We start from the raw sequence: 25,670 nt of genomic DNA, 5'->3' as shown, positions 1-25,670 counted from the left end.
CAGCAAATTCACCTAAAGGAGGCAAAATGAAACAAGCCCTGATCGTCGTTACAAGCAATAACAAACTCGGAGACACCGGCAAAAGCACGGGTTGGTACTTATCCGAAGTCACTCACGTCTACTACCCTCTGATTGAGGCCGGTTACACAGTCGACTTCGCAAGTCCTCTGGGCGGAGCCGCTCCGCTTGATGAAAGCAGTCGTGACCTTAAAGATCCCGACAACAAAAAATTTTTAGAAGACAAGGGTCTGATGGAGAAGATGCAAAAGACTCTTCCTCTTGCTAAAGTCGACACTAAAAAATACCACATCGTTCATTTTGCCGGAGGCCACGGTGTCATGTGGGACTTTCATAACAGTGCAGATCTGAATCGCGTGGCCGCTGAGATCTACGAAAAAGGCGGCATCGTCGCGGCTGTGTGCCACGGACCTGCGGCTTTGGTGAATGTGAAACTTTCCAATGGACAGTACTTGGTGGCAGGTAAGAACGTCAGCGGCTTCACCAATGCGGAAGAAGAACAAGTGGGCTACAGCAAAATCGTCCCCTTCCTTTTGGAGTCGAAACTTAAAGAGCGTGGAGCTCAATTTCAAGGTGGTCAAAATTGGGAAAGCAAAGTCTCTGTTGCTGAACGTTTGATCACAGGACAAAATCCTCAATCAGCGGCGGCCGTCGGCAAAAAGATCGTTGAAGTCGCTAAATCTTTGAAATAAATCTGCACAATCCTCCGGGCGCATCTCTGCTTTAGGGCACAGATGCGCCCATTTGCATTCCCGATTTGAGCTTTTGCTTTATGATGGTTTTAGGAGGATTTTATGATTCGAAAGCTTAAATCCGGCGGATATAGAATTTACTCTCGAAAGAAAAATCCCAAGACCGGAAAGCGGAGAAATCTTGGAACCTTTGCGACACTGGCTGCCGCCAAGAAACATGAACGAGCCATACAATATTTCAAACATCATCGTGGTTAATGTTAGCAAAGTGTAATCAAGAAAAGGTCAAGGCGCCATTGTGACCTCAACACTCCTGAGATACAAAGAGGTGACAAGGAAACGATCCATGGGCACCGATTTTAAGTTTATTTTTGAGTCCTCTCCTGACATTCAAGTTGTGTTGTTGCCCGACACTCCAAATTTCACGATTGCGGCTGTCACCGACGGCCTTTTGAAAAAAACAATAATGACCAGGGAACAACTGATCGGAAAACATCACTTTGATGTTTTCCCCGAGAATCCAAATGAAAACGGTGCTGATGGCATGCGCAACCTTCGCATGTCTTTAGATCGAGTTATATCAACGAAAGCGCCAGACTCCATGGCTGTGCAAAGATATGACATTCGTCTTCCCGCCGGGGACGGGTCTTATCAAGAGAGGTATTGGAGCCCCACCAACATTCCCCTGATTGAGAACGGAGTTCTTAAATACATTCTTCACAGCGTTGAGGATGTGACCGAGCTCGTTCTTAATAAAAATGCCAATAAGAACACTTCTACTCAAGAATTCAAGGCCCGCATTGAACGAATGGAAGCAGATATTCTTGCCCGTGCCAAAGAAATTCAGCTGGCCAACGAAAAGCTCCGCGATGCTGTGCAATTGCGGGAAGACGTTTTGGCTATCGTATCTCATGACTTAAATAATCCGTTGGGGTCTATCCAAATGAGTGCGGAGCTTTTAAAAGACAGTCTGTCCGAAGAAGATCATAAGGAGAATCTCGAACTTATTCAGATCATTGAACGATCCGTACGGCATATGAAACGACTGATTGACGACCTCTTGTCGTTTGCGAAAATTCAATCCGGCAATTTAGATGTCGAAATAAAACCCACAAACTTTCGAAAGTTGCTCGAGGAAGGAATTAATTCCATTCGACATCTAGCGATAAAAAAGAGAATTCATATCAAAGCGGATATCCAAATTTCACGAAATGATGTTCCTTGCGATCACGACCGTATTCTTGAAGTCCTCGCGAATATTCTCTGCAATGCAATCAAGTTCTCGCCGACAGGAAGTCTTATCGTGTTAACGGCGAGCGAAGGACACGATGAGATTCGAGTTTCGATTAGAGATGAAGGTAAAGGGATTCTTCCAGAACACATTCCTCATCTTTTTGACCGCTACTGGCAAGCCAAAGAAACGGCGAAGCACGGAACGGGTTTGGGGTTGGCTATTGCCAAGGGAATTATCACAAATCACAAAGGAAAAATTTGGGTAGAAAGCACGCCCGGCCATGGAACAACGGTGCATTTTTCAATTCCGTTGAATTTGCCTTGGGCTGAATCCGCAGATTCGGCCCAAAACAAACACACCAACTAAACTATTTAGGCTTGATGTTCAGGTTCTTAAAGGCATCTCCCAAAGAACCAAAACCACTCGAAGACGTTGTGTGAGATTTCCAGCTTGTGTCTTCCGCTTCTCTTGGAAGGCCCAAAGAGATCTTCTTTTCTTCAAAAAGGATTTGATCTACTTGCACTGTCACTTCATCACCACGTTTTTTATTTTCAAATTGCGCGGCATCCACAGAATCACGCCATTTTGATTTTGGCAAAAGACCTGTCACGCCTGGGCCGATGTTGACGAAAAGACCGTAGGCCTCTTTCTTCTCGACCTTCCCTTTAACCACAGTTCCCACGGGGAATTTTTGTGGCACGGACAACCAAGGATTGCCTTCACCGTCTGCTTGCTTCAATGACAAAGAGATTTTCAATTTGCCATCAAGCTCTTCGGTCTTAAGAAGTTTCACAGTCAGGTTTTGCCCCAAAGACACGATCTCATGAGGATCATTGACTCGCGACCATGCCAATTCAGAAACGTGGATCAAACCTTCAATACCTGGCTCAAGTTCCACGAAAGCGCCAAAACGTTCCATGCGAACCACTTTACCTTCAAGCAAAGCACCTGGTTGGTGTTTCAACATGAAAGTGCCTTCGTTCTCGGCTCTTTGCAGTTCTAACAAGCGACGACGAGACACCACAATATTGCGTTTGTCGAATTGAGTGATCAAGAATTCAAATTTTTTGCCGACGTATTCATTCGCGTCTTGCGCAAACTTCATATCGATTTGGCTGATCGGGCAAAAAGCTGTTTTACCCTGGATGCTGACACGGAAACCGCCATTGCAAGTTTCTGAGACACGACCCTCTACAGGAAGTTCCATATCAAAAGCGTCTTCCAAAGAATCTGTTGTTGCTCCTTTGGCACCTTTTTTAGAAAGACGAATCTCCCCGCCTTTAATCGCAGTCACAACACAGTCGATGATGTCGCCGACTTTGTACTTCACTTCTTTGTTTTCGTCGTACAAATCCTTTGTGAAAATCATTCCATCCACAGGTGTGCCCGTAGAAACAAAAGCCTCTTCTTTACCGATCGAAAGAATTTCCGCGCGAACTTCATCACCTACGCGCAAACGACGATCAAGGCCTTTTTCAGATTGGGCGAAAAGCTGTTCAAAGCTCGCCATGTCTTTTGTTTCTTCAATATCATCACCAAAAATATCTTTTTTAGACATAAATACCTTTACTTGATTAGCTGCTTCAGCTCTCGGGCCCGCGGCCCTCCACTCTGCCGGCTTCCGCCGTTCCGCGGGAGCTTACATCAATCCCGAGCTCCTGCAAAGAAAGTTTAAGAACACCCGACCGTCGTGCCGCAGTTAGGACAGCGATAACAGCCGCTCGTAAGCACCGTGTCGCTCCCACATTCTGGACATTTCATGGTAAAACTCGGAATCACCGGTTCGGCCACGCCCTTAGGCTTATGCACATTTAATGGTTGGCTCTGCTTGCTGCCGTCCCGATAAACTGCCACGGCCTTAATTCCTAGCTTCCAAGCCAGGAAATAAATCTTGCTGATATCCTCTTCCGTTGCGGTGTTGGGAAGATTCACGGTCTTAGAAATAGCCCCACTAATAAATGGCTGCACTGCGGCCATCATTTTTACATGGCTTTCTGGAGATAAAACTCGGTGCCCTGAAGCCCCCGTTGCACAGTCAAAAATAGCGATGTCTTCGTCATGTATCTGAGGACAACCCGCCACTGTATTGTGATCCGCGATATACTTCATGATCGCCGTGGTTTCATCTTCAGAATAATCCAAAGTGCGCAGAGCTTGCTCCACTGCCTGATTGACGATTTGAATTTCCCCGCCGCCAGAAAGTTTTTTAAATTTAATTAACGAAAAATCAGGTTCAATTCCTGTGGTATCGCAATCCATTAAAAGGCCGATAGTCCCTGTTGGCGCAATCACTGTCGCTTGCGCATTTCGATAGCCGTGTTTAACTCCGTTATAGAGAACACCCTTCCAAAGATTTTTGACGGCTTTGTCTAAACCTTGTGGGAGGAAAGACCAACGGACATCTTTCACGGCCTTCTCGTGCTTTTTCATCACCTTTAGCATGGCGGCGCGGTTTTTTCTGAAACCTGTAAAAGGTCCCTTCGCTCGGGCCATCTCGGAACTCGTCAGATACGCCACCCCTGTCATCAGAGCTGTTAAAGCTCCAGCCCAAGCACGGCCTTCATCGCTGTCGTAGGCAATCCCTTTGCGCATCAAAAGACTTCCTAGGTTGGCAAACCCCAACCCCAGAGGCCTGTAGTCGTGAGAGTTCTGAGCAATCTTGGCCGTCGGATAACTGGAGTAGTCGACTAAAATTTCTTGCGCTACAAACAACGTGCGTGCCGTATGAATGAAAGATTCAAAATCAAAACTGCCATCCGCATTTAAAAACTTCACCAAATTAATCGACGCCAAGTTGCAGGCCGAATCATCCAGGAACATATACTCAGAGCATGGATTGCTGGAGTTGATGGCATCGGTATGAGGGCATGTGTGCCACTTGTTGATCGTATCGTGAAACTGGATTCCCGGGTCCGCACACATCCAGGCGGCATGAGTGATTTTTCTCCACACTTCGGTTGAAGGAAGTTCCTTCAGCGCTTTTCCGGTCAAACGTGCTTTTAATTTCCAAGGTGATTCATTTTCCACCGCCTTCATAAAAGCGTCACTGACACGAACGGAGTTGTTGGCATTTTGTCCTGAGACGGTGCGATACGCCTCTCCTTCAAAGTCCGGACTTAAACCCGCAGCAATCAACATGTGGGCTTTTTGCTCTTCCTTCATTTTCCAATCTATAAAATCCAAAACTTCAGGATGATCAATATCGACAACCACCATTTTCGCAGCTCTGCGTGTGGTGCCTCCCGACTTAATCGCGCCAGCTCCTTTATCTAATACTTCGAGAAAAGAAAGCAGTCCCGAGCTGCGACCTCCCGCACCTGTCATTTCATAGCGACTGCGGATTTTAGAAAAGTTACTGCCCGTGCCGGAACCATATTTAAATAATTTGGCTTCCGTTTTTGCGAGTTCAAAAATGCCTTCGATGGAATCATCCACACTTTGAATAAAGCACGCGGAACACTGCGGGCGCTCATAAGCATTGTGTGTAGAAAAAATATGTTTCTTCTTTTCATCCCAAGCGAAATGTTCACTGGGGGAATCAATTTTATAAGACTCCCAAAGACCGGCATTAAACCACACAGGACTATTGAAGGCGCCTCTTTGCGAAAGTAAAATGTATTGCAACTCTTTCGCGAAAGTGTCCGCGTCTTTTTTGTTAGAAAAATATCCGCCTTGTTTCATAGCGGAAGCCGCAATAGCTTTCACCACTCGGTTAACGAGTTGTCTTAAAGATTTTTCGTGCTTCGTGCCCGGTACACCGACTTTGCGAAAATATTTGCTGGCGGCAATATCCACAGCAAGCTGTGACCAACCTTCGGGCGTTTCGACATTTTTCATTTCAAAAAAAATGTCTCCCTTGCGATTGCGAATTTCTGAATCGACCTTCTTCCACTGGAAAAGGGATTCAGGATTTTTTCCGGAAGCAACAAAGTAAGACGGACTGTGCAGAGAATACTTTTTCATGAAGAGTATTGTAATGGTTCTCGGAGGTTCCGCCAAGCAAGGCCGAACTCTCGCCCTAAGACCAGCTCCCGATTAAGCCTGTGCAATCTTGATTAAGATCTCGTACAAACCCTTGTTTGTCATCGTCAACAAACCGTTAAAGATTGACGTATGAATCAAGAGACCATCAAAAAATCACTTCTGATTATTAAGTCTCAACCTGGAGGGCTTGGTGCCGTCGAGGGTTTTTTGCGAAATCGTGACTGGAAAGTCAAAGCCACGACCAATCTCAAAGAGGCTTTGATCTTCTTGGTCCAGGAACAACCGCAGTTTGTGATGGTGAGTATCGACCATCCCAATCGCAAAGTTAGAAATCTTCCAAAAATTCTAACCCAAGCTTTCCCCGTCTGCGTGATTGCTTTTGCAGAGGAAACTTCAACGGCCTCCTACAATCTTCTCAGCGCTTGTGCGACAGAGTATCTGCTTTACCCTCCTGTCACGGGCCCCGCCGTTGAAAGAACGGTTAATAAATACTACAAAGACCTGCAATCCAAAGGCTTGACTCCACAGCAAATGCGCACAGGCTTAAATTCTTCTGATGAAGCAGGCCTCATTGCGATCAAAGGAGAATCCTCGTTCTCTTCACAGAATGCGCAGAGTGTTCTGGCGCAAATGTTTAGCGACGATCCAGGCATGGGAATGATTCCTGGAACCAGCACGACAAGCTCGGGTCCCGTGGGCCATGGGATTGGCGCAGGAACTTTACACTCTCGAATGTTTGATCCAGAAGAAGCGGCGCAATCTTCCTCTGTCATGCAAAAACCAAATCTCAACGGTACGCCCGGTTGGGCTCCTCTACCATCGAAAGATCAACGAAAAAAAGAACGTCCAAGTCCCGAACAAATTGAGTCTGATCCACTGGCGACAAAGAAGGATTCCATCATTCTGCTAGGTACGAAAGAGGCCCTCGACAACTCCTGCACAAAAACTTCTTTTGAATCTTCCAATGGCATCGAAGGCTCTACAAACGTGGCGTGCATCGTGATTGAATCCAATCGTTTTTCTGGCTATCTGATTACGGCCATGGGGAAAAATAAATCTCTGGATGCTGAATTCATGTCTAAGATCCGTGAACGCCTTTTTCGTTTCTTAAAAAATAACGGCGAGGATATTCGTGACGGTGATACCATGGATCTGCAAATTCGCGAAGTGCCCTTTGAAGAGTGGGCTTTGCAATACGCAGAGTTTTTAAGAAAATCTATTCACGACGGCAACGAAGTGGCCATGGCCTTTTTCCCGCGCGCGGACATTAAATCCAAATTTGGCGAGTCTGCTGCGGAAGAAATGGCCTCAATTCAACTTGAGGAGCTGGCCGGTGATGTGGCCGTTGAATTTAATGTTTATATACACCTCCCCCGAAACAACAAGTACGTTCTATATACGCCTCGGGGTGGAGTTTTCTATCACGTTCAAAAGGAGCGCCTGCAAAGCCAGGGAATCTCTCAATTGCATATTTTAAAGGGAGATTTAAAGGATCTGGACAAGTACCGCGCGCAAAACTTCCTCAATGAAAAAATCCAAGAATATGAGGAAAAAGAACGCTCTAAAGTAACAGTTTAATGCGTTAGGCATTTTTGCAGTTGACGCAACGGCTTTGCCGGGATTAGCTCTTGAGCCATGGAATTAAACTCAGAGCGCCCCATGGGATTGAACTTGCAGCAAGACAAAGGCATTTACCTCGACTACAACGCGACAACGCCGGTGGACCCGCAAGTATTTCAGGCCATGGAGCCCTACTTCAAGGAACACTTTGGAAACCCTGCCAGTGCGGGACACCATTGGGGTTGGTTGGCTGAAAACGCCGTGACCAAAGCGCGCGCTCAAGTGGCTTCGTTGATCGGTGCCAAATCTTCAGAAATCATTTTCACAGGTGGCGCAACGGAGTCCAACAACTGGGTGATCTTTGGTTTGATTTCAAAACTTCGCGAAGAAAATCCTCATGAACCTCTCCACTTCATCACAAGTTGCATTGAACATAGTTCCATCATGAAGGCCATGGCGGCTGCACAGAAAATGGGTGTGGAAGTTGACTTCCTGCCTGTGAATAACTTTGGCCAAGTGGAGCTTGAAACAATTCGTAAGGCCCTTAAGCCTCACACGAAATTGATGAGCTTCATTTGGGTGAATAACGAAATCGGCACCATCAATCCCATTCCTGAAATCGCCCGCCTCGCTAAAGAACACAAAATTTATCTGCACACAGATGCCACTCAAGCCGCAGGAAAAATTCCTGTGAACGTGACAGAGATGGGCATTGATTTGATGTCTTTTTCTGCTCACAAAATTTATGGACCTAAAGGTGTAGGTGCACTTTACATCCGCTCGAAAGATCCTAAAGTGCAGATCAATCCTTTGATTTACGGTGGCGGCCAAGAGCGGGGTCTTCGTTCTGGAACTGTAAACGTTCCGGGTGTTGTCGGCTTCGGTGTGGCGTCAGAGATTTGTGAAAAAAATCTGCCGAATGAGTTTGCGAAACTCACAGAGCTTCGCGGATTGTTGTGGCAGAAGTTGCAAGCCGCCATTCCAGGTATTCGTTTGAATGGCCATCCTACAGAACGTGCGCCCAATAATTTGAACATCACTCTTCCTGGTTACAAAACCGAGCAACTTGTCCCTCGCTTACAAAAGCTCGGTGTGAGCACAGGCTCTGCTTGTGGAACTGGCGCCATGGTGATCAGTCACGTTCTGAAAGGCTTAGGAATGAGCACGGAAGATGTGCAGTGCTCATTGCGTTTAAGCCTCGGTCGCTGGACCACGGAAGAGGACATCCTTCGTGCCGTCGAACTGCTTAAAAACTCGCTTCCTCACTAAAATACTGATTTAACTAGGTATTTTCACGCTCCTCAAGACTTGACAGGTGTGCTATACTGCCTGGGTATTATCTCTTAGGACAAGGAGTCTCCATGATTCAAATTTCACCAGAAGCAGCTCAAAAATTGGCTGCTCTAAAAAAAGATGAAGGAAAAGACGATGCCGCTTTTCTACGCGTTGAGGTGAAAAAAGGTGGATGCTCAGGTCTTTCTTATAAAATGAACTTCGAAATGGATCAGCGCGAAGGCGATAAAGTTTTTGAATCCAACGGACAAAAAGTCGCTGTCGACCCACAAAGCATGCTCTACATTTTAGGTATGACTTTAGAATACTCTGGCGGCCTGAACGGAAAAGGCTTTGTCTTCAACAATCCCAATGCTTCAAAACATTGCGGCTGCGGCTCTAGCTTCAACGTTTAACGACGGAAGTCGGCAGAGTGGAGCGGCTATAGGCCGCGCAACTGAAGCAGATTAAGCGGCCTTTGAGTCAGATAAAAATTCCAGCATCAATTGAGAAATAATATCGGGACGGGTTTTGATCGCAAGATGACCTGCTCCCTCGATAGGTATCAGATCTTCGCAGCCAATGTGTTTGGCAAATCTCTTGTAAGCCTCTTGATCAAAAAGTAAATCCTCTTTATCAAAAATCAATCGGCATTCCCCGCGATAGTTGAAAAGTTTCTGATGCCAGAACTTCCAATCTTCCGAGCGTAAAATCCACGAGAAATGTTGGATCATGTGCGCGACAAAAAGCAGCTTACGTCCTTTGAGATGTTCAACGGAAGTCGCTCCTTCACTGCGCTCGTCACGGAAAATCTGTGCGGCTCTTTTTAAGAACGCACGACCCATCGGTGTAGAAAGCATCACGTAGACACTTTTTAAATTCAGCGGAATAGAGAAAAAGAATTTCAATTCCTTAGGCAAAAAGAAACGAACCGGGTCCGTCACCATCGGATTGATCAGAACAGTTTTCTTCACAAGATCAGGATGCTGAGTGGCCAGTCCCCATGCCAGGGCTCCGCCGTAACTTAATCCCGCCACAGAAACTTTTTCTTCAGGAAAGGTTTCGCGAATGAACTTGGCGAGAACTTCAATTTGCACGGTAAAAAATAATTTATCGCTGCTCATGTAGATATGAGTGAGATTGGGAACAACAACGCGATAGTGGGAAGAAAGAGTCTGAGCAATGGCTTCCCAATGCTGAACGCTGCCTCCATAACCATGAAGCAATATCAGCAGTGGTCCTTGACCCCGTTCCCGGTAAGTAATCTTGTGCGACATTCACATTACTTATCGGTAAAGACATCTTCACAGATGACTAGACCTAGGACCTACTTCTTATCTTTTTTTGGAGCTTCAGTTCTCGGGCCCTGCGGTTGGCCTGCACCCTGTCGGCCTCCGCCTGCTTCGGTGCCTTCGATTTTTTCGTTTAAAAGCATCGTATCGTTAACGGCTTTGGATTCGACTTGTTTGTTAGAGCGGAAACCGCGGATTTTCTTCGTTTGGTTTTCAGCGCGCTCTACTTGCTCGGTCAGATCTACAGTGACATTCCCGAAGCAGCGCACTTGGCAGCTCAGTCTTCGGCCATCAATAAAATAGTTTGTTCCAATAAGACTTAGTTCCGCTTTGCTTGGAGGCAAAACATTAGCATCACCCTCAGCAATACGCACACGACACTCAGCACACGATGGAACGCCCTTACAAATCGAGCGAATTTCCAGGTGATTCTCGGTCGCAATTTGGAGGAGACTCTTATCCGGAGTCGCCTCTACTTCAATGTTTTGCGGAAGAAATTTGATTTTCATTATTTCACCACAATCTTAACAAACTTTTTCTTGCCGGCTTTGATGACAAAGCTTTGGCCGGATTTCAGATCCACTTTGAGTTTTGGATCAGAAACTTTTTCGCTGTCGATTTGTACGCCGCCGCCTTGAATCAAGCGTGAGCCTTCACCGTTGGAAGCAACAAGACCTGCTTTCACCATCAAAGCTGGCAAGCCCACTTGAGCTTCGGCTTCGACTTCAAAATCAGGAACGTCATCAGGAAGACCCTTGTCGACAAAGATACGATTGAACTCATCTTCAGCCGCTTGCGCGGCAGCCTCCGAGTGGAAACGTTTGATCAAGAATTTCGCCAAATTGACTTTTACTTCACGTGGGTGTTTGCGTTTTTCTGCAACGTCAGTTCTTAGCTGTGACAACTGATTCGCCGTGATGTCTGTCAGAAGTTCGTACCAACGATACATCAAATCATCAGAAATACGCATGGTCTTACCGAACATATCTTTCGGAGTATCTACAACGGAAATATAGTTATCCAAAGACTTGGACATCTTATTGACGCCATCAATCCCCTCAAGGATCGGCATCGTAAGCACACATTGCGCTTCTTGTCCGTAGGCCGATTGCATTGCACGACCTACTAACAAGTTGAACTTTTGATCCGTTCCACCCAACTCCACGTCTGCTTTTAAAGCCACAGAGTCATAGCCTTGAGTCAAAGGGTACAAGAATTCATGAATACCGATCGGCGTTCCTGATTTGTAGCGTTTTGTGAAATCATCACGCTCCAGCATTTGTGCGACTGTGTATTGCGCCGACATTTTGATGAATTCCGCCGGAGTCATCTTACCAATCCAAGAGGAGTTGTAGACGATTTCTGTTTTCTCAGGATCAAGAATTTTAAAGATTTGTTTGGCGTAAGTGCGACCGTTTTCTTCAATCTCTTCGCGAGTCAACATCGGACGAGTTGTGTTCTTACCCGAAGGGTCCCCGATCATCGCCGTGAAATCCCCGATCAAGAAATAAACTTTATGTCCCAGCTCTTGGAAAGTTCTCAATTTGTTGATCACCACAGTGTGACCAATATGAATGTCCGGACGAGTGGGATCAGCTCCTAATTTAATATTAAGAGGTTTTCCTTTTTTAAGCTTTTTGAGCATGTCCTCGTCGTTGATAAACTCAGCGACACCGAACTTGATTCTCTCTAACTGCTCTTCAGGACGCATCATCGTGCATGCTCCACGCTTCTAGTTTCGCGAACCACAGTGACCTTCACTTGGCCTGCTTGCGGCATCTCTCTTTCGATCTTACGAGCGATATCACGAGACAACATCACAGCTTGGTCATCAGTGACTTTGCTGCTTTCAACTAACACACGCACGTCTTTACCGGCTTGCAGAGCCAATGTTTTAAGAACGCCGTCAAAGCTATTACCGATGCTTTCAAGATCTTCCAAGCGGTGGATGAAGGAATCCATTTGTGGACGACGTGCGCCCGGACGAGAACTAGAAAGGATGAAGGCCGCATGAACAATCCAAGCCAGGATTGAATGTGGTTTTTCTTCTTCATCATGAGCACGGATGGCGTGGCACACGTCTTCTGATTCGTTGTATTTTTTCGCAGCTTCAGCACCGACGAAAGCGTAGCTGCCTTCGGCTGTGTGATCGATGGCTTTACCGATATTGTGTAAAAGACCCGCGCGGCGAGCTTGTTTTACGTTCACACCCATTTCACCGGCAAGAAGACCTGCGATGTGGGCTACTTCCAAAGCTTGGTTCAAAGCGTTTTGCCCTTGGTAAGAACGGTATTTCAAACCACCGATGATCTTGACAAGTTCAGGATGCATGTTTGGAATACCCAATTCCATCACATGACGTTCACCCTCTTCTTTGATGGACCTCATAAGTTCATTACGTTGCTTCTCAACAACTTCTTCGATACGTGCTGGATGCACGCGACCATCTTCCATCAATTTTTCAATGGTACGGCGAGCGAGTTCACGACGAACAGGATCAAAACCTGAAATCACGACGGCTTCCGGAGTGTCATCCACGATCAAGTCAACACCGCAAAGAGCTTCCAAGGTACGGATGTTACGACCTTCACGACCGATGATTTTACCTTTCATCTCGTCGTTGGGCAGAGCCAGAACACTCACGGTGCGCTCTGACGTGTATTCAGAAGCAAAACGAGAAAGAGCTGTCGCCAAAATACGTTTGGCTTTTTTGTCGGCTTCCTTACTTGCTTCGTCCTCGATTTGCGCGATTTTTTTAGCGGCCTCTTGTTTTGCTTCATCTTCAAGAGCGCCCAAAAGTTGGCGACGGGCTTCGTCTTGGGACATAGCTGCCACGGATTCTAATTTTTGTTTCAATTCACCGATGTGAGTCTCGCCTTTTTTCTCAAGGTCTTTCACGCGGTTTTCAGAGATCGCGATTTTTTCTTCGCGGTCTTTAAGAGAGTTCAGATAGCGTTCGTTCTCTTCCATTTTGTGTTTGAATTGATCATCGATCTCTTTCAAGCGACGCTCTAACTGAGACTCTTTATTTTTAACTGTGGATTTTTGTTTGTGAATGTCCGCTTCGACGTTTTTACGAGCGCGGGCTTCGAAATCTTTGGCTTTGGTTTCTGAATCTTTTTTGATTTTTGCAGCTTCAGACTTTGCTTTATTAACAATTCTTTCTGCTTCAATACGTGCTGACTTCTTTTTGTTCTCGTCTTGAAGACGTTTCACAATGAATACAACCGCGCCACCCAATACAACACCGATAATTGCGGTGATTACTAACTCCATGATCCTTACTCCTGATGCTTCCTGCAATCGACAAGACCTGATTCAGTGATAAGAAAATCCATTATCACGTCATGGGCCTCGGTAGGGAGTGGATCTTTTGTGACTTGAAAGTCAAAACAGACACCCACTTTCACCCCCTGGTAGGTAGGAAGAGTTTTGTCATAAAACCCTTTGCCTTTTCCCAGGCGATTGCCATTCTTATTAAACACTAATCCGGGAATCAGCAGACCTTGGATGTCTTTGAGATCTCTTGGGACAGAGTCTTGGGATGGTTCCAAAACTCCATAAGGACCTAGCACAAACTTTTGTGCTTCAAAGAATTCCAAATGGCCTTCCCGCATGCGCGGAAACACCCAATTCAAGTGAGAGACCTGAAAGACCTCTTCGACTTGAGCTTCCTCTGGCAAAGCCCTGTAGGCTCCCCATCGGCCCGTTTGCGTTTTTAAAAAATCACGCAAATGGGAATTGAGCTGCTGTTGGTTTTGAACAAGACCTTGCGCGAACTCTTGAGCGCAAAGAGATTTAAAGAAGGAACGACATTCCTTTTTAGAGCTCCAAGAAACAGACAATGGATCTCCAAGAAATCAAAACAAAGTGAGTTGTTCAAAACCTTCCGTTGCTCTTGGAATTTTCTAGATCGAGTGAAAGTTGCAACGCTTTTTCTTCAAGCTTTTCAAGCTCGCGATGCGCCTTTCTTTTTAAAAGGATCAACTCTTCCGCTAAGTTCATCGCTGTCAAAACAGCGGCGTTTTGGAAAGAACCGTTTTTAGTAATAGACATGGCCTGATTCATTTTGTCGTTTACAAAACTGACGAGCTCTTCAACAGTCGCATCGTCATGAGAGGTTTTTAATTTGTAAGGGACACCCGCAATTAGAAAATTGTAGGTTTTTTTATCAGATGTCACTGGCACCTCAGCTGCAGATCGCCTAAACCTTTTAAAACTCTAGAAAAATCCTAGAACAACACTGATAAAAGTATATCCCTAAAAAGTCGATATTCAACAGATTTATTTTTTAGAACATGTGCATATAATGCCGAGATCACTCTTCTTTTCGCAGAGAATCGAACGCTTATTAGGCTTATCGACTAGGTCGATCTCTTCGATGTCTTTGAAGTTCCGGCGATAGGTCGAGACGACCTCATTGAGCTTTGTGTCATTATAGGAGTATTCGTCCGATTTGATCGTTCCATTGAGAAGGAAGTTGTTGATGATTTCTTGCTTAGGATTGATGCGCTGATTCCCAGTTAACTGGATGTCTGTGACGACACCCTTCTCGTCAACCTGCTGCAGAATAAGTTCCGTCTCCATTTTTTTCGCGCCGCTGAACTTCGTGCGCAAAATCAGATTCATGGCCTGCTTTTCCGCGTTAACGTAGTGGATCTTTCTTTGACGCAGCTGCGACTGAGACGTCACAAATTTTTCGTCGATAATTTCTTTAAGATAATTGAGGTCGACTTTGAAAGAGAGTTTATCATCCTGAAGTTCAGGAAAACAGCGCATGAGATTTTCATAGGAAACAGAAACTGGCTTGATTGCTTGAGCCCACACAAAGTGAGGCCCAAGTACAAGAATTAAACTAACAACAATCTTTCGCATTTAACCTTTTCCCATTACATGGGTTCGCAACTCTCCGCAGTGGAGCGGTCGCAACCTTCTAATTGGTCGCTCGTGCAGTACGCGCGGGACTCTGTTTTCCAAGTACGTGCAGATGAGCAGTCCTCTCCACCTAGGCTAATGAAAGACTTAACGGCATTCAATGAAAATCCAAAGGTCGTGGCATTCTGGGACACGTTCCCTACTTTTACGGAAATGGACGGCATGTTTTTTCCCTCAGCTTGCACTTTATAAGCGCCCGGGAAAACTGCCACAAAGTCCTGCTCCGTCATAGGAGCCGACACCAAATAACGTGGATGTTTAGAAGGAATCACGTCACCTGGGAATGTGACCCACATTTCTTGAAATGTTCCATCATTAGAAAAATTGTAAAGCTCACGAAGTCCCATAGGGTCTTTAGCCGTATTCCAAGCTTGGCACACACTGCGAGCGCCACTGGAGACTTCGCCGTAAGCGTCGATACGCGGGCATGTTTCATAAGTGAAGCGTTGGACGTAGTCGCGTTCCCAAAGACCTGCCAAATACAAATCTCCGAAATTATCTTTGTCCAAACGGAAGAAGTGACGATTCATCGTAAACATTGTGAGGTAAATCTTCTTTTGCTCAATCAAAGAAGAGAAGTCTCTGAAAACGCGAATCTTTTGCCCGCGAACTTGCGAAGGCACAGCCAAACGCTCAAGATTCAATGAGGTCGTATAACCACCACTTACGTTGACAGCTTCCGGATAAATGGAATTTTCAAAGCCCACGATATAAGTTCCTGAGGGAACTGATACGGGTTTATTCAAATCAAAGAAAACCGGAGCATCACAGGTGCCTCTTTGACCGATAACACATCTCACCGCTTTTACTTTTTGAAAGAGCTGCTGACTGCCCGGCTGTCCATTGACTTGCAATGCACCCATGGATTGAGCTTGAGCCAAACCTGCGAACAACAATACTGATACTGTGATCCACCACTTTTTCATCGCTCACTCCTTAAAACAACTCGTTTGAGTTTTTCTTGTTCTGCAAGGCTTTGCTTACGCGCGTATCTTGGCCGTAAACGTCGTCAACAAATCGGAAGGCACCGTCTTCCGTTTTTTCCACTGTGAGGTAGAGGAAGTAAACCGGCATCGCCTTTTTCAAGAAAACTTTTTTGTCGATTTCACCCGGAATATTGTTGTCGTAAAGAGGAACGTAAGACTTGATGTCCTCAAGACTCCAACCGGCTTGATCGCGCAACAAGTAAGCCGCTAAATCCAATGGCTGTTCCAAGCGTACACAGCCCGAACTGCGGTGACGTTTACTTTCACCAAACAATTGTTTTTCGTTCGTATCATGCATGTAAATCGCCCATGGGTTCTGAAGAGGGAACTTCACAACACCCAAAGCATTGTCGGGGCCTGGCAATTGACGGATATAATAAGTGAAGTTTCTGGCATTCATGCTGCGCCAGTCGATGGAAGTCGAATCTACAACTTCGTCCGAGCCTTCATCGATCAAAAGCATATTGTGTTTTTCCAGATAAAAACGATCCTGCTTCAGCAAAGGCAGTTTATCACGGATCGCAATACTGCGAGGGACCGTCCAATAAGGATTTAAATTTACAAACGTAATAGAGTCTTTCATCGACGGCGTTCTGCGGAAAGGCTGACCATTCACTGTTTTAAAGTGGAATGTTTTACCATTCTCATCATAAAGACGGAATTCTGTTGTCGCTAGATTCACGAAGATATGACGTTGCTCAATAGCTGTCGGCAACCAACGGAGTTTCTCCATCGTCACTTCGACCTGCCCGATTCTTTGATTCACTGTGAAGTTCAAAGCACGCAAAACTTCAGAGCGAGTTCCGATAATTCCATCGGCCGTAAGACCATTCATGGATTGATACTGGCGCAAGACTTGGTCAAATTCACTATCGAAAGTGTTTCCACCATTATAAGAAATTCTGTAACCAAGCTGATTAAAGCGTTCACGCAGTTGATTAATAGACGGATCTTTAACTCCTAATTTCAAAGCAAAACCCGGCGAGTTGATCGTCGGCCAACCGCCTTTGCCTTTCATATCTTTTAATTGAGCTAAGACGCCCATCAATTCTCTGTAGCGAGGATGAGTCGGCGCAAAACCATCCAGTGAAGTTGAAAGAGATTCCGGACCGTAAGAGATCGCGGCATTTAATTGCGTAAATTCATTGAATTCTTTTTTCTTAAACTTAATATCGGTATCAATTTGCTCGGGATCGAAACGGCCTCCAGATAAATGAGACACGTAGCGGATCAAAGCTTCTGTTACTAACAATTCAAAGGTAATCCATTGCACGCCTGGATTTTTTTGCGTGGCTTGAAAACCCTTTTCAATTTGATCATCCCAATAATCACTAGGATTTAAACCGTGCTTTTCGGCGTCTTGGAAAATAGATTTCACGCGATTTAACATGGCATTAGGATAGCCGCTGGAATCAACCCAGATCGCTTCATAGCCTCTGAGTGAATACAATTTATTAAGACGATCTGTGCGAAGAAGGAAGCTTCCCCATTTTGGATTGATGATGGGATTCGTTCTAGCTCTCGTAACCTGATCTTGAATTATTTGAGGTTTGCTCTGGGCCAATGAAAACTGCGGAGCCAATACGACAAAGCTCATACCCACAATAAACGACTTCTTAATCCAATTCTTCATCATCATATAAACCTCACCAAAACTATTACTATCAAGTAAAGTGCCAGCTTAGGCGGCGTTCGGGAGACTCTCGTGGAAAAAAATTTAGACATGGGCGCAAAATTGTCGCCCCTAAAAAGAAAGGCCGTCTCAAAATGAGACAGCCCTATATTGATGTGTGGGATCAGTTATTTCTGTGAATTCAAGTAACGAATAATATCCACATCAGGTGGCTGAGCGATACCGGCTCCTGGTTTTGGTCCTGTCAGCTCATCCAGTGAATAATCCATGCGAGCGTCGTAGCGGCGTTCCCATTGATAGCGCAACCATCTTTCACGACTGTACCACTCGCGTTTGTTCGCATCGTCTTGGCAAGAGGAAAGCTCTTGTGGGGAGGACGCTCCCCAGCGAAGCTCAACACAGTGATAAGGGTCAAAACTCAAACCGAAAAGACGTTGACGTGAATCTTCGAGATTCAAAGTCACAGCTCCTCCACTTGAGTTGGTATAAGAGAACTGACATGCCCGTGCTTCCCTTTCGTAAGTCGCAAGTAAATCTGCTGGAAGATTGGCTCCCGAATAAACGATGCTTGGGTCACCCGCACGATGACGTTGAATAAGAATTCGTGACTGAGCAAGCAAGTCCATGAAAGCGACTTTCAAACGGGCATCCCGGGCTGGAGAAGCATAGGCCTCCCACTCTCCATCGGTTCCGTAAATATTTTGCGGCAAACGTTCAGGATGAGGCTTCTTATCGACGCCTGCTCTGCGACCGACATCAACAGCCACCGCACGATCTTTTAAGCTCGTGCAAATATCCGCAAGACTCGAACGAGTATCTTGAATCGGATCAATTTTTAAATCACCACTGGCCATCATGATACGCAAATACTCGTAGTACGGAAAAGCAACGCCACGGAAAATAAATTGTCCTTTTTGCCAGTCTCCGCCTGGATCGGGACGATTTCCGTAAAATTGTTCAAGACTGTAGAATGGTAATGCTGAGTTGCGCGCACCCACGATTTTTCCGCCGGTGTATTCACCCGCAGAATTTTGTTTTCCACCCACCAAAGCAAGAGGACGGAAATTTTTAAACCCCGCTCCTTGTTGTGGAAAGCTGCGCACGAACTTCGGCGTATACATTCCCGATGTCAGAGTATTATCTGGATGGGAATCAATGTAAAAAATGTGACCATCATCCGTGACCTTATATATGATGGCAACGTGACCGTTGGGATCATAGATCACAGTCCCCGGACGAATGGCTTCACGACTCAGTTTCACAGGATAGAAATCCGTGAATAATCCCGTGTCCTCTTGGCCCATCACACGGAATGAAGCAGACCAAACCATATCGATGATCGTCTTATTTAAAATTTCAATCGCGTTTGGACTGCTCCAGCGACTGGGAAGGACACTGTATCGACCCGTCACTCGATTTCCAAATTTCGTATAACGAACGTCGTTATTATCCCCGCCTTCACGAGGACTCACGTCACTTTGCACCGCCATGGGCAATCCATTTTTCCAGGCAAAATATGCGCGCAGGTAGTATGGAAGATCCGCACAGTCTGCGAAAAGACGTAAATTTCCGGGATCTGTTCCCGCATAAGGATTTGAGGAACTCTTCAAACAGGTGTCCACTTGAAAACATTCGCGGCGTTCGACAGCAGCGCCAATTCTCGAGATAAAATCACCAAATTTCTGTTCTTCTTGCTCTGTCCATTGCGGCTTCGTGATTCGCCACTTGACGCTACCTTGAGCGAGCGAAATGCACGGGAGCATTAATAATATCAACGCCAGAACCTTCTTCATGAAACCTCCTTGTTGCCCCTTTTGGGCTCCGTTGAATAACAATTTGACGGATCCATCCGACCAATAAAAAAATACCGTACCGAAGAGCGCTGTCACGCTTCTTGCTAAGGGGATTTGAGTCAATGACAAAGGTTTAATAAGACGATGATCTGGAGGACGTACTATGACAAAATTTAAAACACGTCGACTTTGCTCTACACTATTGAGTGTGTTGATTGCCACCTCTCCTCTTTCGAGTATGGCGCAAGAACTTACTGAAGATGCTGCCAGCAGTGTTGCCGTCAATGCAGCAGCTGTTTCTCTCAGCAAGTCTCAACTTAAAGTGGGACAACGTTACTTCATTTCCGCTGACAGCTTGAATGTTCGTAGCAGCAACTCAACTACTGCCAGCAACATCATCGGCAAACTTTCCATGAACGATGAAGTTGAGATCTATGATCTATTAAATGAAGCCACTCCTTTGGTTCAAATCAAAATTATTAAGTCTGCATCCGTTAAATCAGATGCCGCCGCCGAATTCTATGTTTCTAAAGATTACTTGTCAGAGAAACAACTCGTTACTGCCGCTTCTAAATATTTCGTCATCCAAAACGTAGCGACTGAAAAGACACGCGTTTATGAGCGTTGCACAGAAACTCCAGGCTGCGCGCACAAACTTGTGATGGAAACGGAAATGGTTGTCGGTCGTCCGGAAGAAGGCACTAAAGAAGATAAAAATGCCTTTAAGACATGGCTGGGCCATGCGAAAATTTCCGAGTGGATAAAGTTCTATCAAGACGGACAAGCTCACTATCCTCATTGGTATAAAGCGGGACAAGATCTTAAGACGATCCCAGGTCCTATCACAGAAGGTATTTCCAAAATTGCTTCATCTCGTAAATGGATGGTTGAAGACGCTCGTGGTAACACGACGATTTATGGAGCTTTTGGTTGGTTCGCAGCCAAGGTTTCTCCTGCCGATGAAATCAATGGTATGAACTACCAATGGATGCACGGAACTATCGGATGGGGTAAAGACGGCGCTTCTTCAATTGAACTGACTCGCGGTTTCTTGATGAACTTGTTCTCAAATCCTGGTTCTTCAGGTTGTACTCGCCTTGAAAACAGAGCCGTGGCTTACTTGCGCAGTCTTTTGCCAGTAGGAACGGACATCTATCGCGTTTACGCTCGTGAATCGACTCGCGAAAAAGAAGTGACTACGGGCTTCTTTAAAAAGAAGACAACTCCGCTTCCACGTTATGCTGATAAATACGAAGTTCCAGGCCGTTGGGATTACATCCTCTTGACGAACGGTGCGCAACAAAGTGGTGGTTTGACTGCAGATGCTAAAACAATCATCGAAAAAGCAATCCCAGTTATTGCGGGTCAAAACTTGATCGAGCAAGGTTCTTATGAAATTGACCAATATCCAAACGCGGTTCAATTGAACTACGGAAGTGCAGCGTCTTCTGGAAAATCGGGAGACCGTTATAGAATTGACTCTGGCAAAAAAGAGCAAGCGGCAAACACTAATTTCCGCGGTTACTTCCTCGTAGATGAAGGTCGTTTTGTTGACTACGCTCACCCGGATGCTCGCCTGACAAAAGGTGTAATCAAAGTAAGCGGTCTTGCTGACTTCAGAGATTCTGTTCCTGAGTTCTTGGCAACTTCTGGTGCGCACAATCCACCAGAAATCAAGTACCAACCTGAGAACGACAACAACAACAGAAACGGCAACTAATTCAATGATGTATCCAACTGATATTTGCATGGTTGGTGCGACGGGGCTCGTGGGACACGAGCTCCTTCTGCTTTTTTCCCTGCTTGAACAAATCACCACAGTAAAAGCCGTCACCCGCTCTCCGATGGGAAAGATCCCTCCGCATACGGATAATATTATTTTAAACTTCGATAAGCTCAAAGACCATGCAGAAGCTTTAAAAGCTCAGGTCTATATTTGCTGTCTGGGTTCGACGGTTAAAAAAGCCGGCAGCCAAGAAGCTTTTCGCAAAGTTGATTACGATTACGTCGTCAATTTCGCCAAAGTTGCCGAACAAAACAAAGCCCAGAAACTGATTGTTATTTCTGCAATGGGTGCAAACGCAAATTCAGGTGTCTTTTATAATCGAGTGAAAGGTGAAATGGAAAAGTCATTGAGAGAACTTAACATTCCTCAAATTGAAATTTTCAGACCTTCATTAATTTTGGGAGATCGCAAAGAAAACCGGGCGGGAGAAGACATCGCACAACGTCTCAGTCCTTATTTGAATCCCCTGCTCGTGGGTCCTCTTAAAAAATATCGAGCGATTAAAGCCGTCGACATCGCTAAGGCCATGGCGATCGCCACTTTGAATTTTCAACCCGGATTCCATGTTTACGAATCCGATCAAATTCAGCATATCGCCGACCAAAAATAATTTACTGAAATATTGAATCCACGAACTCTTGCGAAGAGAACGCGCGCAGGTCTTGGATTCTTTCGCCGACCCCGATCAACTTGATCGGGATTTGCAACTCTTGCGCAAGTCCCACAGCCACGCCACCTTTAGCCGTTCCATCCATCTTCGTGAGGATCGCGCCTGTCAAAGTCAAAGCATTGTGGAATTCTTTTGCCTGCATCAAAGCGTTTTGCCCTGAGTTTGCATCCAACACGATCAATGTTTCGTGAGGAGCTTCAGGAATAACTTTCGCCATCACGCGCTTCATCTTTTTGATTTCTTCCATAAGATTTGCTTGCGTGTGCAAACGTCCCGCCGTATCGACAATCACGACGTCATAGCCTTGAACTTTGCCTTTAGCCACGGCATCAAAAGCCACGGCACTTGGATCTGTGACACCTTCTGGAGAGAAGATTTCTACTTGAGCGCGATCCGTCCACACTTTCAGTTGTCCTCCAGCGGCAGCACGGAAGGTGTCTCCGGCTGCAACTAAAACTTTTTTACCTTGGCTGGCCAGTTGCGAAGAAATCTTTCCAATCGAAGTTGTCTTACCCGCGCCATTCACGCCGACAATCATCAAAACCGTCGGGCCTTCTGCTGCGAATCTGATTTTAGAAAGGATGCCCTGTTCAGGAGCCGCCGAATGAGAACCTGCAAAAATATTTTTGATTTCTTCCTTAAGAGCATCACGAACCATATCGTAGTCCGCGCGTTCCTTTTTGGAAAGCTTGTCTTCCAACGCTCCCATCAAACGCTGAACCGTTGTTGGCCCCAGATCGCTCGTGTAAAGAATCTCTTCGATTTCATCAAGGTGCTTATTATTCGTGTCACCTTTAAATAGATTGCGAATGCGACCGAAAAGATTTTCTTCGGTTTTCTTCAACGCCTCTTTCAAATCAACGGCTTTTTCTTCAACCGCTGCTCTGGTCTCACGAGTGAAGTCCGGAATTTCAATTTCCGAAACAACTTGTCCCGTGGAGTCAACGTGCGCCAGCGTTTCTTCTTTTTCAGTTTCTTCCGCCGTTGCCGGCATTTCTCTTTTTGCTTTGTACTCGAGGGACTTTTTATCTTCACGACGTGCGTTTTTCCAAACGCCGATAAAGATCACCGCAAAAATAATCGTGAAAAGAACACCCGCCAGCGCGAATAGAATTTCAATCTGTTGTTCATGCCCAGGTGACATCATAAGTCCTCCAACGAACCGCGTTACAAGATCCCTGTAAAATCACCTCTATCTATCGTATTTTGGCCCTATAGACCAGATGAAATCCCCTGTTTCGCGCCCTGAAACACTGTTTACAGATCTGGTTTGACCCTGTTTCAGCCTCCAAGCTAGGTTGGGCCCATGGAAACACTGACACCGCAACCACAAGATGCAGTTCAACTTCTCCAAGAAGAGTTGACTCAACGTAAGCAAAGGAATCCGCGCTATTCACTACGAGCCTTTGCACAAAGTTTGGGCATCAGTCCGGCGCAACTTTCCCAGCTCCTTTCGGGCAAAAGAAGTTTCACCGCCGATATGCTGGGCCAAATTGCAAAGAGTCTTCATCTTTCTCCGGAAGAAGAACGTTACTTGGTCACGCAAACGCTCCTCCCTAAAACTCTGTCGTCCGTGCAAGAAAAAGAAAAACGCCAACTCGCAGAAGATGAATTCCGAATGATTTCGGATTGGTATCACTTTGCGATTTTGAGTTTGGGAAAAATAAAGAATGCAAAGACCGATCCTTTTTGGATTTCCGATCGCTTGGGTATCACCGTTGTCGAAGCCCGCGAAGCTTTGGATCGTCTTAAAAGACTTAACGTCATTGAAGATTCAAAAACTTTAAAAAGAAAAGCCAACCCATTGAATGTGATGAGCGAGGTTCCCTCCCGAGCTATTCAATCCTATCATCACAAAATTTTAACTTTGGCTTTGGAAAAACTTCCGGTCACGCCATTAGAAAAACGGGACTACTCGGCGATGACCTTCGCCGCTGACCCGGCAAAAATTCCTCAAGCTCGCAAAATGGTCGAGGAATTTCAGGATCGTTTGGCGGAATATCTACAAACGCCCAATGCAAAAGAAGTCTTTGTTGTTGCTTGCCAGGTTTTCTCTTTAGAAAGGAACACTCCATGATTAAATATTCCCTTGTTCTTGCCCTTCTTCTTACTTCTTGTGCCAGCAAAGATTTGGCGATGAGAGGTGAACTGACGTCATCCACTTCCACTGCGAAATTAGATGTCAGTGCTGAACTCGTTGATGAGTACTCTGATGACTACAACATTTTCTTGCAAGTAAACTTTCAAAGTCGTGACGGCAAATGGATTCGTGTCGACAAAACCGAACTGGATCTAAGTAACTCGGACAATCAACCTTACAACATCGTCGTCGGAAAAGATTTGGTGGCTTGGGCAGAGGCGAAAGCCGAAGAAAAGAAAATGCGCGAGCACAATAAATCCATGGGCTCCATGGGTGTTGCCGCTGCGGGTGGCGCCTTGGCTGTCATCGGAATTCTGACGGACAGCAAAGAACTGGCCGCTGCCGGAGGCCTGACGCTGATCGGAGCTACTGGCTATGATACTTACAATAATATTAAGAACACAAAAAACAGCGTGCAGGGAGCAAAGCATGTTCCTGAAACGCACTTGTATGCGCCATTCACAATTCCATCCATGAGTCTTTCAAAGCGTTGGATCTTAATCAATGCCCCCACGGGTCGCATCGGTCGAACAGCGAAATTGAAACTGACGACGGTTGAAGGCGAAGTTTTGAACTACAATATTTATTTGGCGAGATAGATTATGAAAACAAAATGGATTCTTTCTATGATCCTCTTCAGTTCCTCGGCTTTTGCCAGTGGAGATCGTGTCGGAAACGGCGGCGATGGGGTTGCTTGCTCGGACAAAACGGAACTTTTGGATTTCTATGAAAGTTCGCTGCCTCTGAAATCGTATAAGTTAGAACAATCTTATAAGGAAATCACCGAGAGTGTTCTGAACAATCTGGAACGCTTTAATCCAGCCCAAGCCAAGCAGTACCGCAAAAGATTTTCTGAATTCTTTGATGAAACGGAATTTAAATCCGGAGCTTCTTTGATCAATATCAAGGACTCAAGACATCTGTTTAAACCTAAAGATAAAAACTGCAAAATCATGCAAATCGCCATTCGTCGAAACGAAGCGTCCGTTGTGATGAAAAGATTCCTTATTGATGAGGAACTGTGGAATAAACTATCTGAAAGAAGCAAAGCCGGATTGGTTTTGCACGAAATCATCTATGAACACTTTTATAAACTGGGCGAAGAGGACTCGATCAAGGCTCGCGCCGTCAACGCCTATCTTTTCAGTGAAAAATCTTATCAGGACGGACCTGATGTTTACTGGAAAACAATCAAGGACTTAAAGCTGCCTATTTATCGTTAGGCCGCTTGGGCGGTGAGATGTTCACCGCTCAAGGCCACTTCAGATCCCAAACACTTTTCAATATCCACAAGCAGAACCATACCGGCTTCAAGCTTGCCGATGCCAATGATGTAGTTCTCGCTACCTTGTTGAACTGGAGTCTCATCCACGTCCCTTTTATCAAGATTGATGACGGAACTCACCGAGTCCACAATCACTCCCACCTGCCCCGCTTGAGTCTCCACGACAATCGTGCAAGTTTCCTTGGTGACGTCCGTCTCTGCCAGCTTCATTCTTAAACGCAAAGTGACCACTGGAATCACTTTGCCGCGAAGATTCATCACTCCCGCGACATAAGAGGGAGCTTCCGGAACTTTTGTGATCTCGCTAATGCGGTTGATTTCTCGAACCGCACTGATTTGTATTCCGTAATTTTGCTTATCAACTGTGAAAGTCAAATATTGATCAATCAT

General features: G+C 45.6%; 25 protein-coding genes. 11 read left to right on the top strand and 14 right to left on the bottom strand.

Features of this window, described 5'->3' with window-relative positions; translation table 11 throughout:
• The first annotated feature begins 26 nt into the window (after positions 1-26).
• The 3 genes from ACL934_RS06135 to ACL934_RS06125 all read left to right on the top strand — a co-directional run bounded on the left by ACL934_RS06135 (position 27) and on the right by ACL934_RS06125 (position 2,310).
• On the top strand, positions 27-710 hold the full coding sequence (locus tag ACL934_RS06135) for a type 1 glutamine amidotransferase domain-containing protein (RefSeq protein ID WP_374078849.1): 684 nt from the start codon (positions 27-29) through the stop codon (positions 708-710).
• 102 nt (positions 711-812) lie between these two features.
• The gene (locus ACL934_RS06130; protein WP_374078847.1) at positions 813-968 is read left to right on the top strand and encodes a hypothetical protein; all 156 of its coding nucleotides are present in this window, start codon (positions 813-815) and stop codon (positions 966-968) included.
• An 88-nt stretch (positions 969-1,056) separates the two neighbouring features.
• A complete protein-coding gene (locus tag ACL934_RS06125; protein ID WP_374078845.1) occupies positions 1,057-2,310 on the top strand; it encodes an ATP-binding protein in 1,254 nt (417 codons plus the stop codon).
• Position 2,311: 1 nt separating this feature from the next.
• Here ACL934_RS06125 and ACL934_RS06120 read toward each other — a convergent pair whose 3' ends face one another.
• Positions 2,312-3,502 carry a S1 RNA-binding domain-containing protein gene (locus ACL934_RS06120; RefSeq protein WP_374078843.1) on the bottom strand — a complete coding sequence of 397 codons (1,191 nt, stop codon included), beginning with the start codon at positions 3,500-3,502 and terminating at the stop codon, positions 2,312-2,314.
• 113 nt (positions 3,503-3,615) lie between these two features.
• Positions 3,616-5,907 (bottom strand): vitamin B12-dependent ribonucleotide reductase, encoded by a 2,292-nt coding sequence (locus ACL934_RS06115; protein ID WP_374078840.1) that lies wholly within the window; start codon positions 5,905-5,907, stop codon positions 3,616-3,618.
• Positions 5,908-6,057: 150 nt separating this feature from the next.
• On the opposite strand from ACL934_RS06115, the gene ACL934_RS06110 reads away from it, so the two are divergent.
• The 3 genes from ACL934_RS06110 (at position 6,058) to ACL934_RS06100 (ending at position 9,176) form a co-directional block, all read left to right on the top strand.
• Positions 6,058-7,506, top strand: a complete 1,449-nt coding sequence (locus tag ACL934_RS06110) for a hypothetical protein (protein WP_374078837.1) — start codon at positions 6,058-6,060, stop codon at positions 7,504-7,506.
• Positions 7,507-7,563: 57 nt separating this feature from the next.
• Positions 7,564-8,757: a cysteine desulfurase family protein gene (locus ACL934_RS06105; RefSeq protein ID WP_374078835.1), complete on the top strand. Its 1,194-nt coding sequence runs from the start codon at positions 7,564-7,566 to the stop codon at positions 8,755-8,757.
• Positions 8,758-8,849: 92 nt separating this feature from the next.
• Positions 8,850-9,176: a HesB/IscA family protein gene (locus tag ACL934_RS06100; RefSeq protein ID WP_374078833.1), complete on the top strand. Its 327-nt coding sequence runs from the start codon at positions 8,850-8,852 to the stop codon at positions 9,174-9,176.
• Positions 9,177-9,227: 51 nt separating this feature from the next.
• Here ACL934_RS06100 and ACL934_RS06095 read toward each other — a convergent pair whose 3' ends face one another.
• The 10 genes from ACL934_RS06095 to ACL934_RS06050 all read right to left on the bottom strand — a co-directional run bounded on the left by ACL934_RS06095 (position 9,228) and on the right by ACL934_RS06050 (position 19,399).
• On the bottom strand, positions 9,228-10,037 hold the full coding sequence (locus tag ACL934_RS06095; RefSeq protein WP_374078832.1) for an alpha/beta fold hydrolase: 810 nt from the start codon (positions 10,035-10,037) through the stop codon (positions 9,228-9,230).
• A gap of 50 nt (positions 10,038-10,087) precedes the next feature.
• Entirely contained in the window at positions 10,088-10,561 is a 474-nt protein-coding gene (locus ACL934_RS06090) for a 2Fe-2S iron-sulfur cluster-binding protein (protein WP_374078829.1), read from the bottom strand.
• Positions 10,561-11,766: a tyrosine--tRNA ligase gene (gene tyrS / locus ACL934_RS06085; RefSeq protein ID WP_374078828.1), complete on the bottom strand. Its 1,206-nt coding sequence runs from the start codon at positions 11,764-11,766 to the stop codon at positions 10,561-10,563. Before tyrS ends, ACL934_RS06090 begins: the two co-directional genes overlap by 1 nt.
• Positions 11,763-13,328, bottom strand: a complete 1,566-nt coding sequence (gene rny / locus ACL934_RS06080) for a ribonuclease Y (protein ID WP_413613219.1) — start codon at positions 13,326-13,328, stop codon at positions 11,763-11,765. Before rny ends, tyrS begins: the two co-directional genes overlap by 4 nt.
• 5 nt (positions 13,329-13,333) lie before the next feature.
• Positions 13,334-13,897, bottom strand: a complete 564-nt coding sequence (locus ACL934_RS06075) for a 5-formyltetrahydrofolate cyclo-ligase (RefSeq protein ID WP_374078822.1) — start codon at positions 13,895-13,897, stop codon at positions 13,334-13,336.
• A 34-nt stretch (positions 13,898-13,931) separates the two neighbouring features.
• Positions 13,932-14,234, bottom strand: coding sequence for a cell division protein ZapA (locus tag ACL934_RS06070; protein WP_374078820.1), 303 nt, complete (start codon positions 14,232-14,234; stop codon positions 13,932-13,934).
• Between the two features lie 102 nt (positions 14,235-14,336).
• Positions 14,337-14,927 (bottom strand): hypothetical protein, encoded by a 591-nt coding sequence (locus ACL934_RS06065; protein ID WP_374078818.1) that lies wholly within the window; start codon positions 14,925-14,927, stop codon positions 14,337-14,339.
• A gap of 14 nt (positions 14,928-14,941) precedes the next feature.
• Entirely contained in the window at positions 14,942-15,913 is a 972-nt protein-coding gene (locus ACL934_RS06060) for a hypothetical protein (RefSeq protein WP_374078816.1), read from the bottom strand.
• A gap of 10 nt (positions 15,914-15,923) precedes the next feature.
• Complete coding sequence (locus ACL934_RS06055; RefSeq protein ID WP_374078815.1) at positions 15,924-17,612, bottom strand: L,D-transpeptidase family protein; 1,689 nt, start codon at positions 17,610-17,612, stop codon at positions 15,924-15,926.
• Positions 17,613-17,773: 161 nt separating this feature from the next.
• Positions 17,774-19,399 carry a hypothetical protein gene (locus ACL934_RS06050; protein ID WP_413613218.1) on the bottom strand — a complete coding sequence of 542 codons (1,626 nt, stop codon included), beginning with the start codon at positions 19,397-19,399 and terminating at the stop codon, positions 17,774-17,776.
• A 163-nt stretch (positions 19,400-19,562) separates the two neighbouring features.
• Between ACL934_RS06050 and ACL934_RS06045 the strand changes: the two genes are divergently transcribed.
• Both ACL934_RS06045 and ACL934_RS06040 read left to right on the top strand, forming a co-directional pair.
• A complete protein-coding gene (locus ACL934_RS06045) occupies positions 19,563-21,119 on the top strand; it encodes a hypothetical protein (protein WP_374078811.1) in 1,557 nt (518 codons plus the stop codon).
• Positions 21,120-21,123: 4 nt separating this feature from the next.
• On the top strand, positions 21,124-21,795 hold the full coding sequence (locus tag ACL934_RS06040; RefSeq protein ID WP_374078809.1) for an NAD(P)H-binding protein: 672 nt from the start codon (positions 21,124-21,126) through the stop codon (positions 21,793-21,795).
• A 1-nt stretch (position 21,796) separates the two neighbouring features.
• Here the strand turns inward: ACL934_RS06040 and ftsY are convergent, their stop codons facing one another.
• Positions 21,797-23,002, bottom strand: coding sequence for a signal recognition particle-docking protein FtsY (gene ftsY / locus ACL934_RS06035; protein ID WP_413613217.1), 1,206 nt, complete (start codon positions 23,000-23,002; stop codon positions 21,797-21,799).
• Between the two features lie 159 nt (positions 23,003-23,161).
• On the opposite strand from ftsY, the gene ACL934_RS06030 reads away from it, so the two are divergent.
• The 3 genes from ACL934_RS06030 to ACL934_RS06020 are packed head-to-tail and all read left to right on the top strand — an operon-like array spanning position 23,162 to position 25,218.
• Positions 23,162-23,932, top strand: coding sequence for a TIGR02147 family protein (locus ACL934_RS06030; RefSeq protein ID WP_374078805.1), 771 nt, complete (start codon positions 23,162-23,164; stop codon positions 23,930-23,932).
• Positions 23,929-24,594 (top strand): hypothetical protein, encoded by a 666-nt coding sequence (locus ACL934_RS06025; protein WP_374078803.1) that lies wholly within the window; start codon positions 23,929-23,931, stop codon positions 24,592-24,594. Before ACL934_RS06030 ends, ACL934_RS06025 begins: the two co-directional genes overlap by 4 nt.
• A gap of 3 nt (positions 24,595-24,597) precedes the next feature.
• Positions 24,598-25,218, top strand: coding sequence for a hypothetical protein (locus ACL934_RS06020; protein ID WP_374078801.1), 621 nt, complete (start codon positions 24,598-24,600; stop codon positions 25,216-25,218).
• Here the strand turns inward: ACL934_RS06020 and ACL934_RS06015 are convergent.
• Positions 25,215-25,670, bottom strand: a complete 456-nt coding sequence (locus ACL934_RS06015; protein ID WP_374078798.1) for a chemotaxis protein CheW — start codon at positions 25,668-25,670, stop codon at positions 25,215-25,217. The two genes, ACL934_RS06020 and ACL934_RS06015, sit on opposite strands and share 4 nt — an antisense overlap.

This window comes from Bdellovibrio sp. HCB-110 (assembly GCF_047323225.1).
Lineage (GTDB): Bacteria > Bdellovibrionota > Bdellovibrionia > Bdellovibrionales > Bdellovibrionaceae > Bdellovibrio.
Note: the sequence above shows the minus strand (reverse complement) of the source record. Positions and strands in the feature narration are given on the sequence as shown.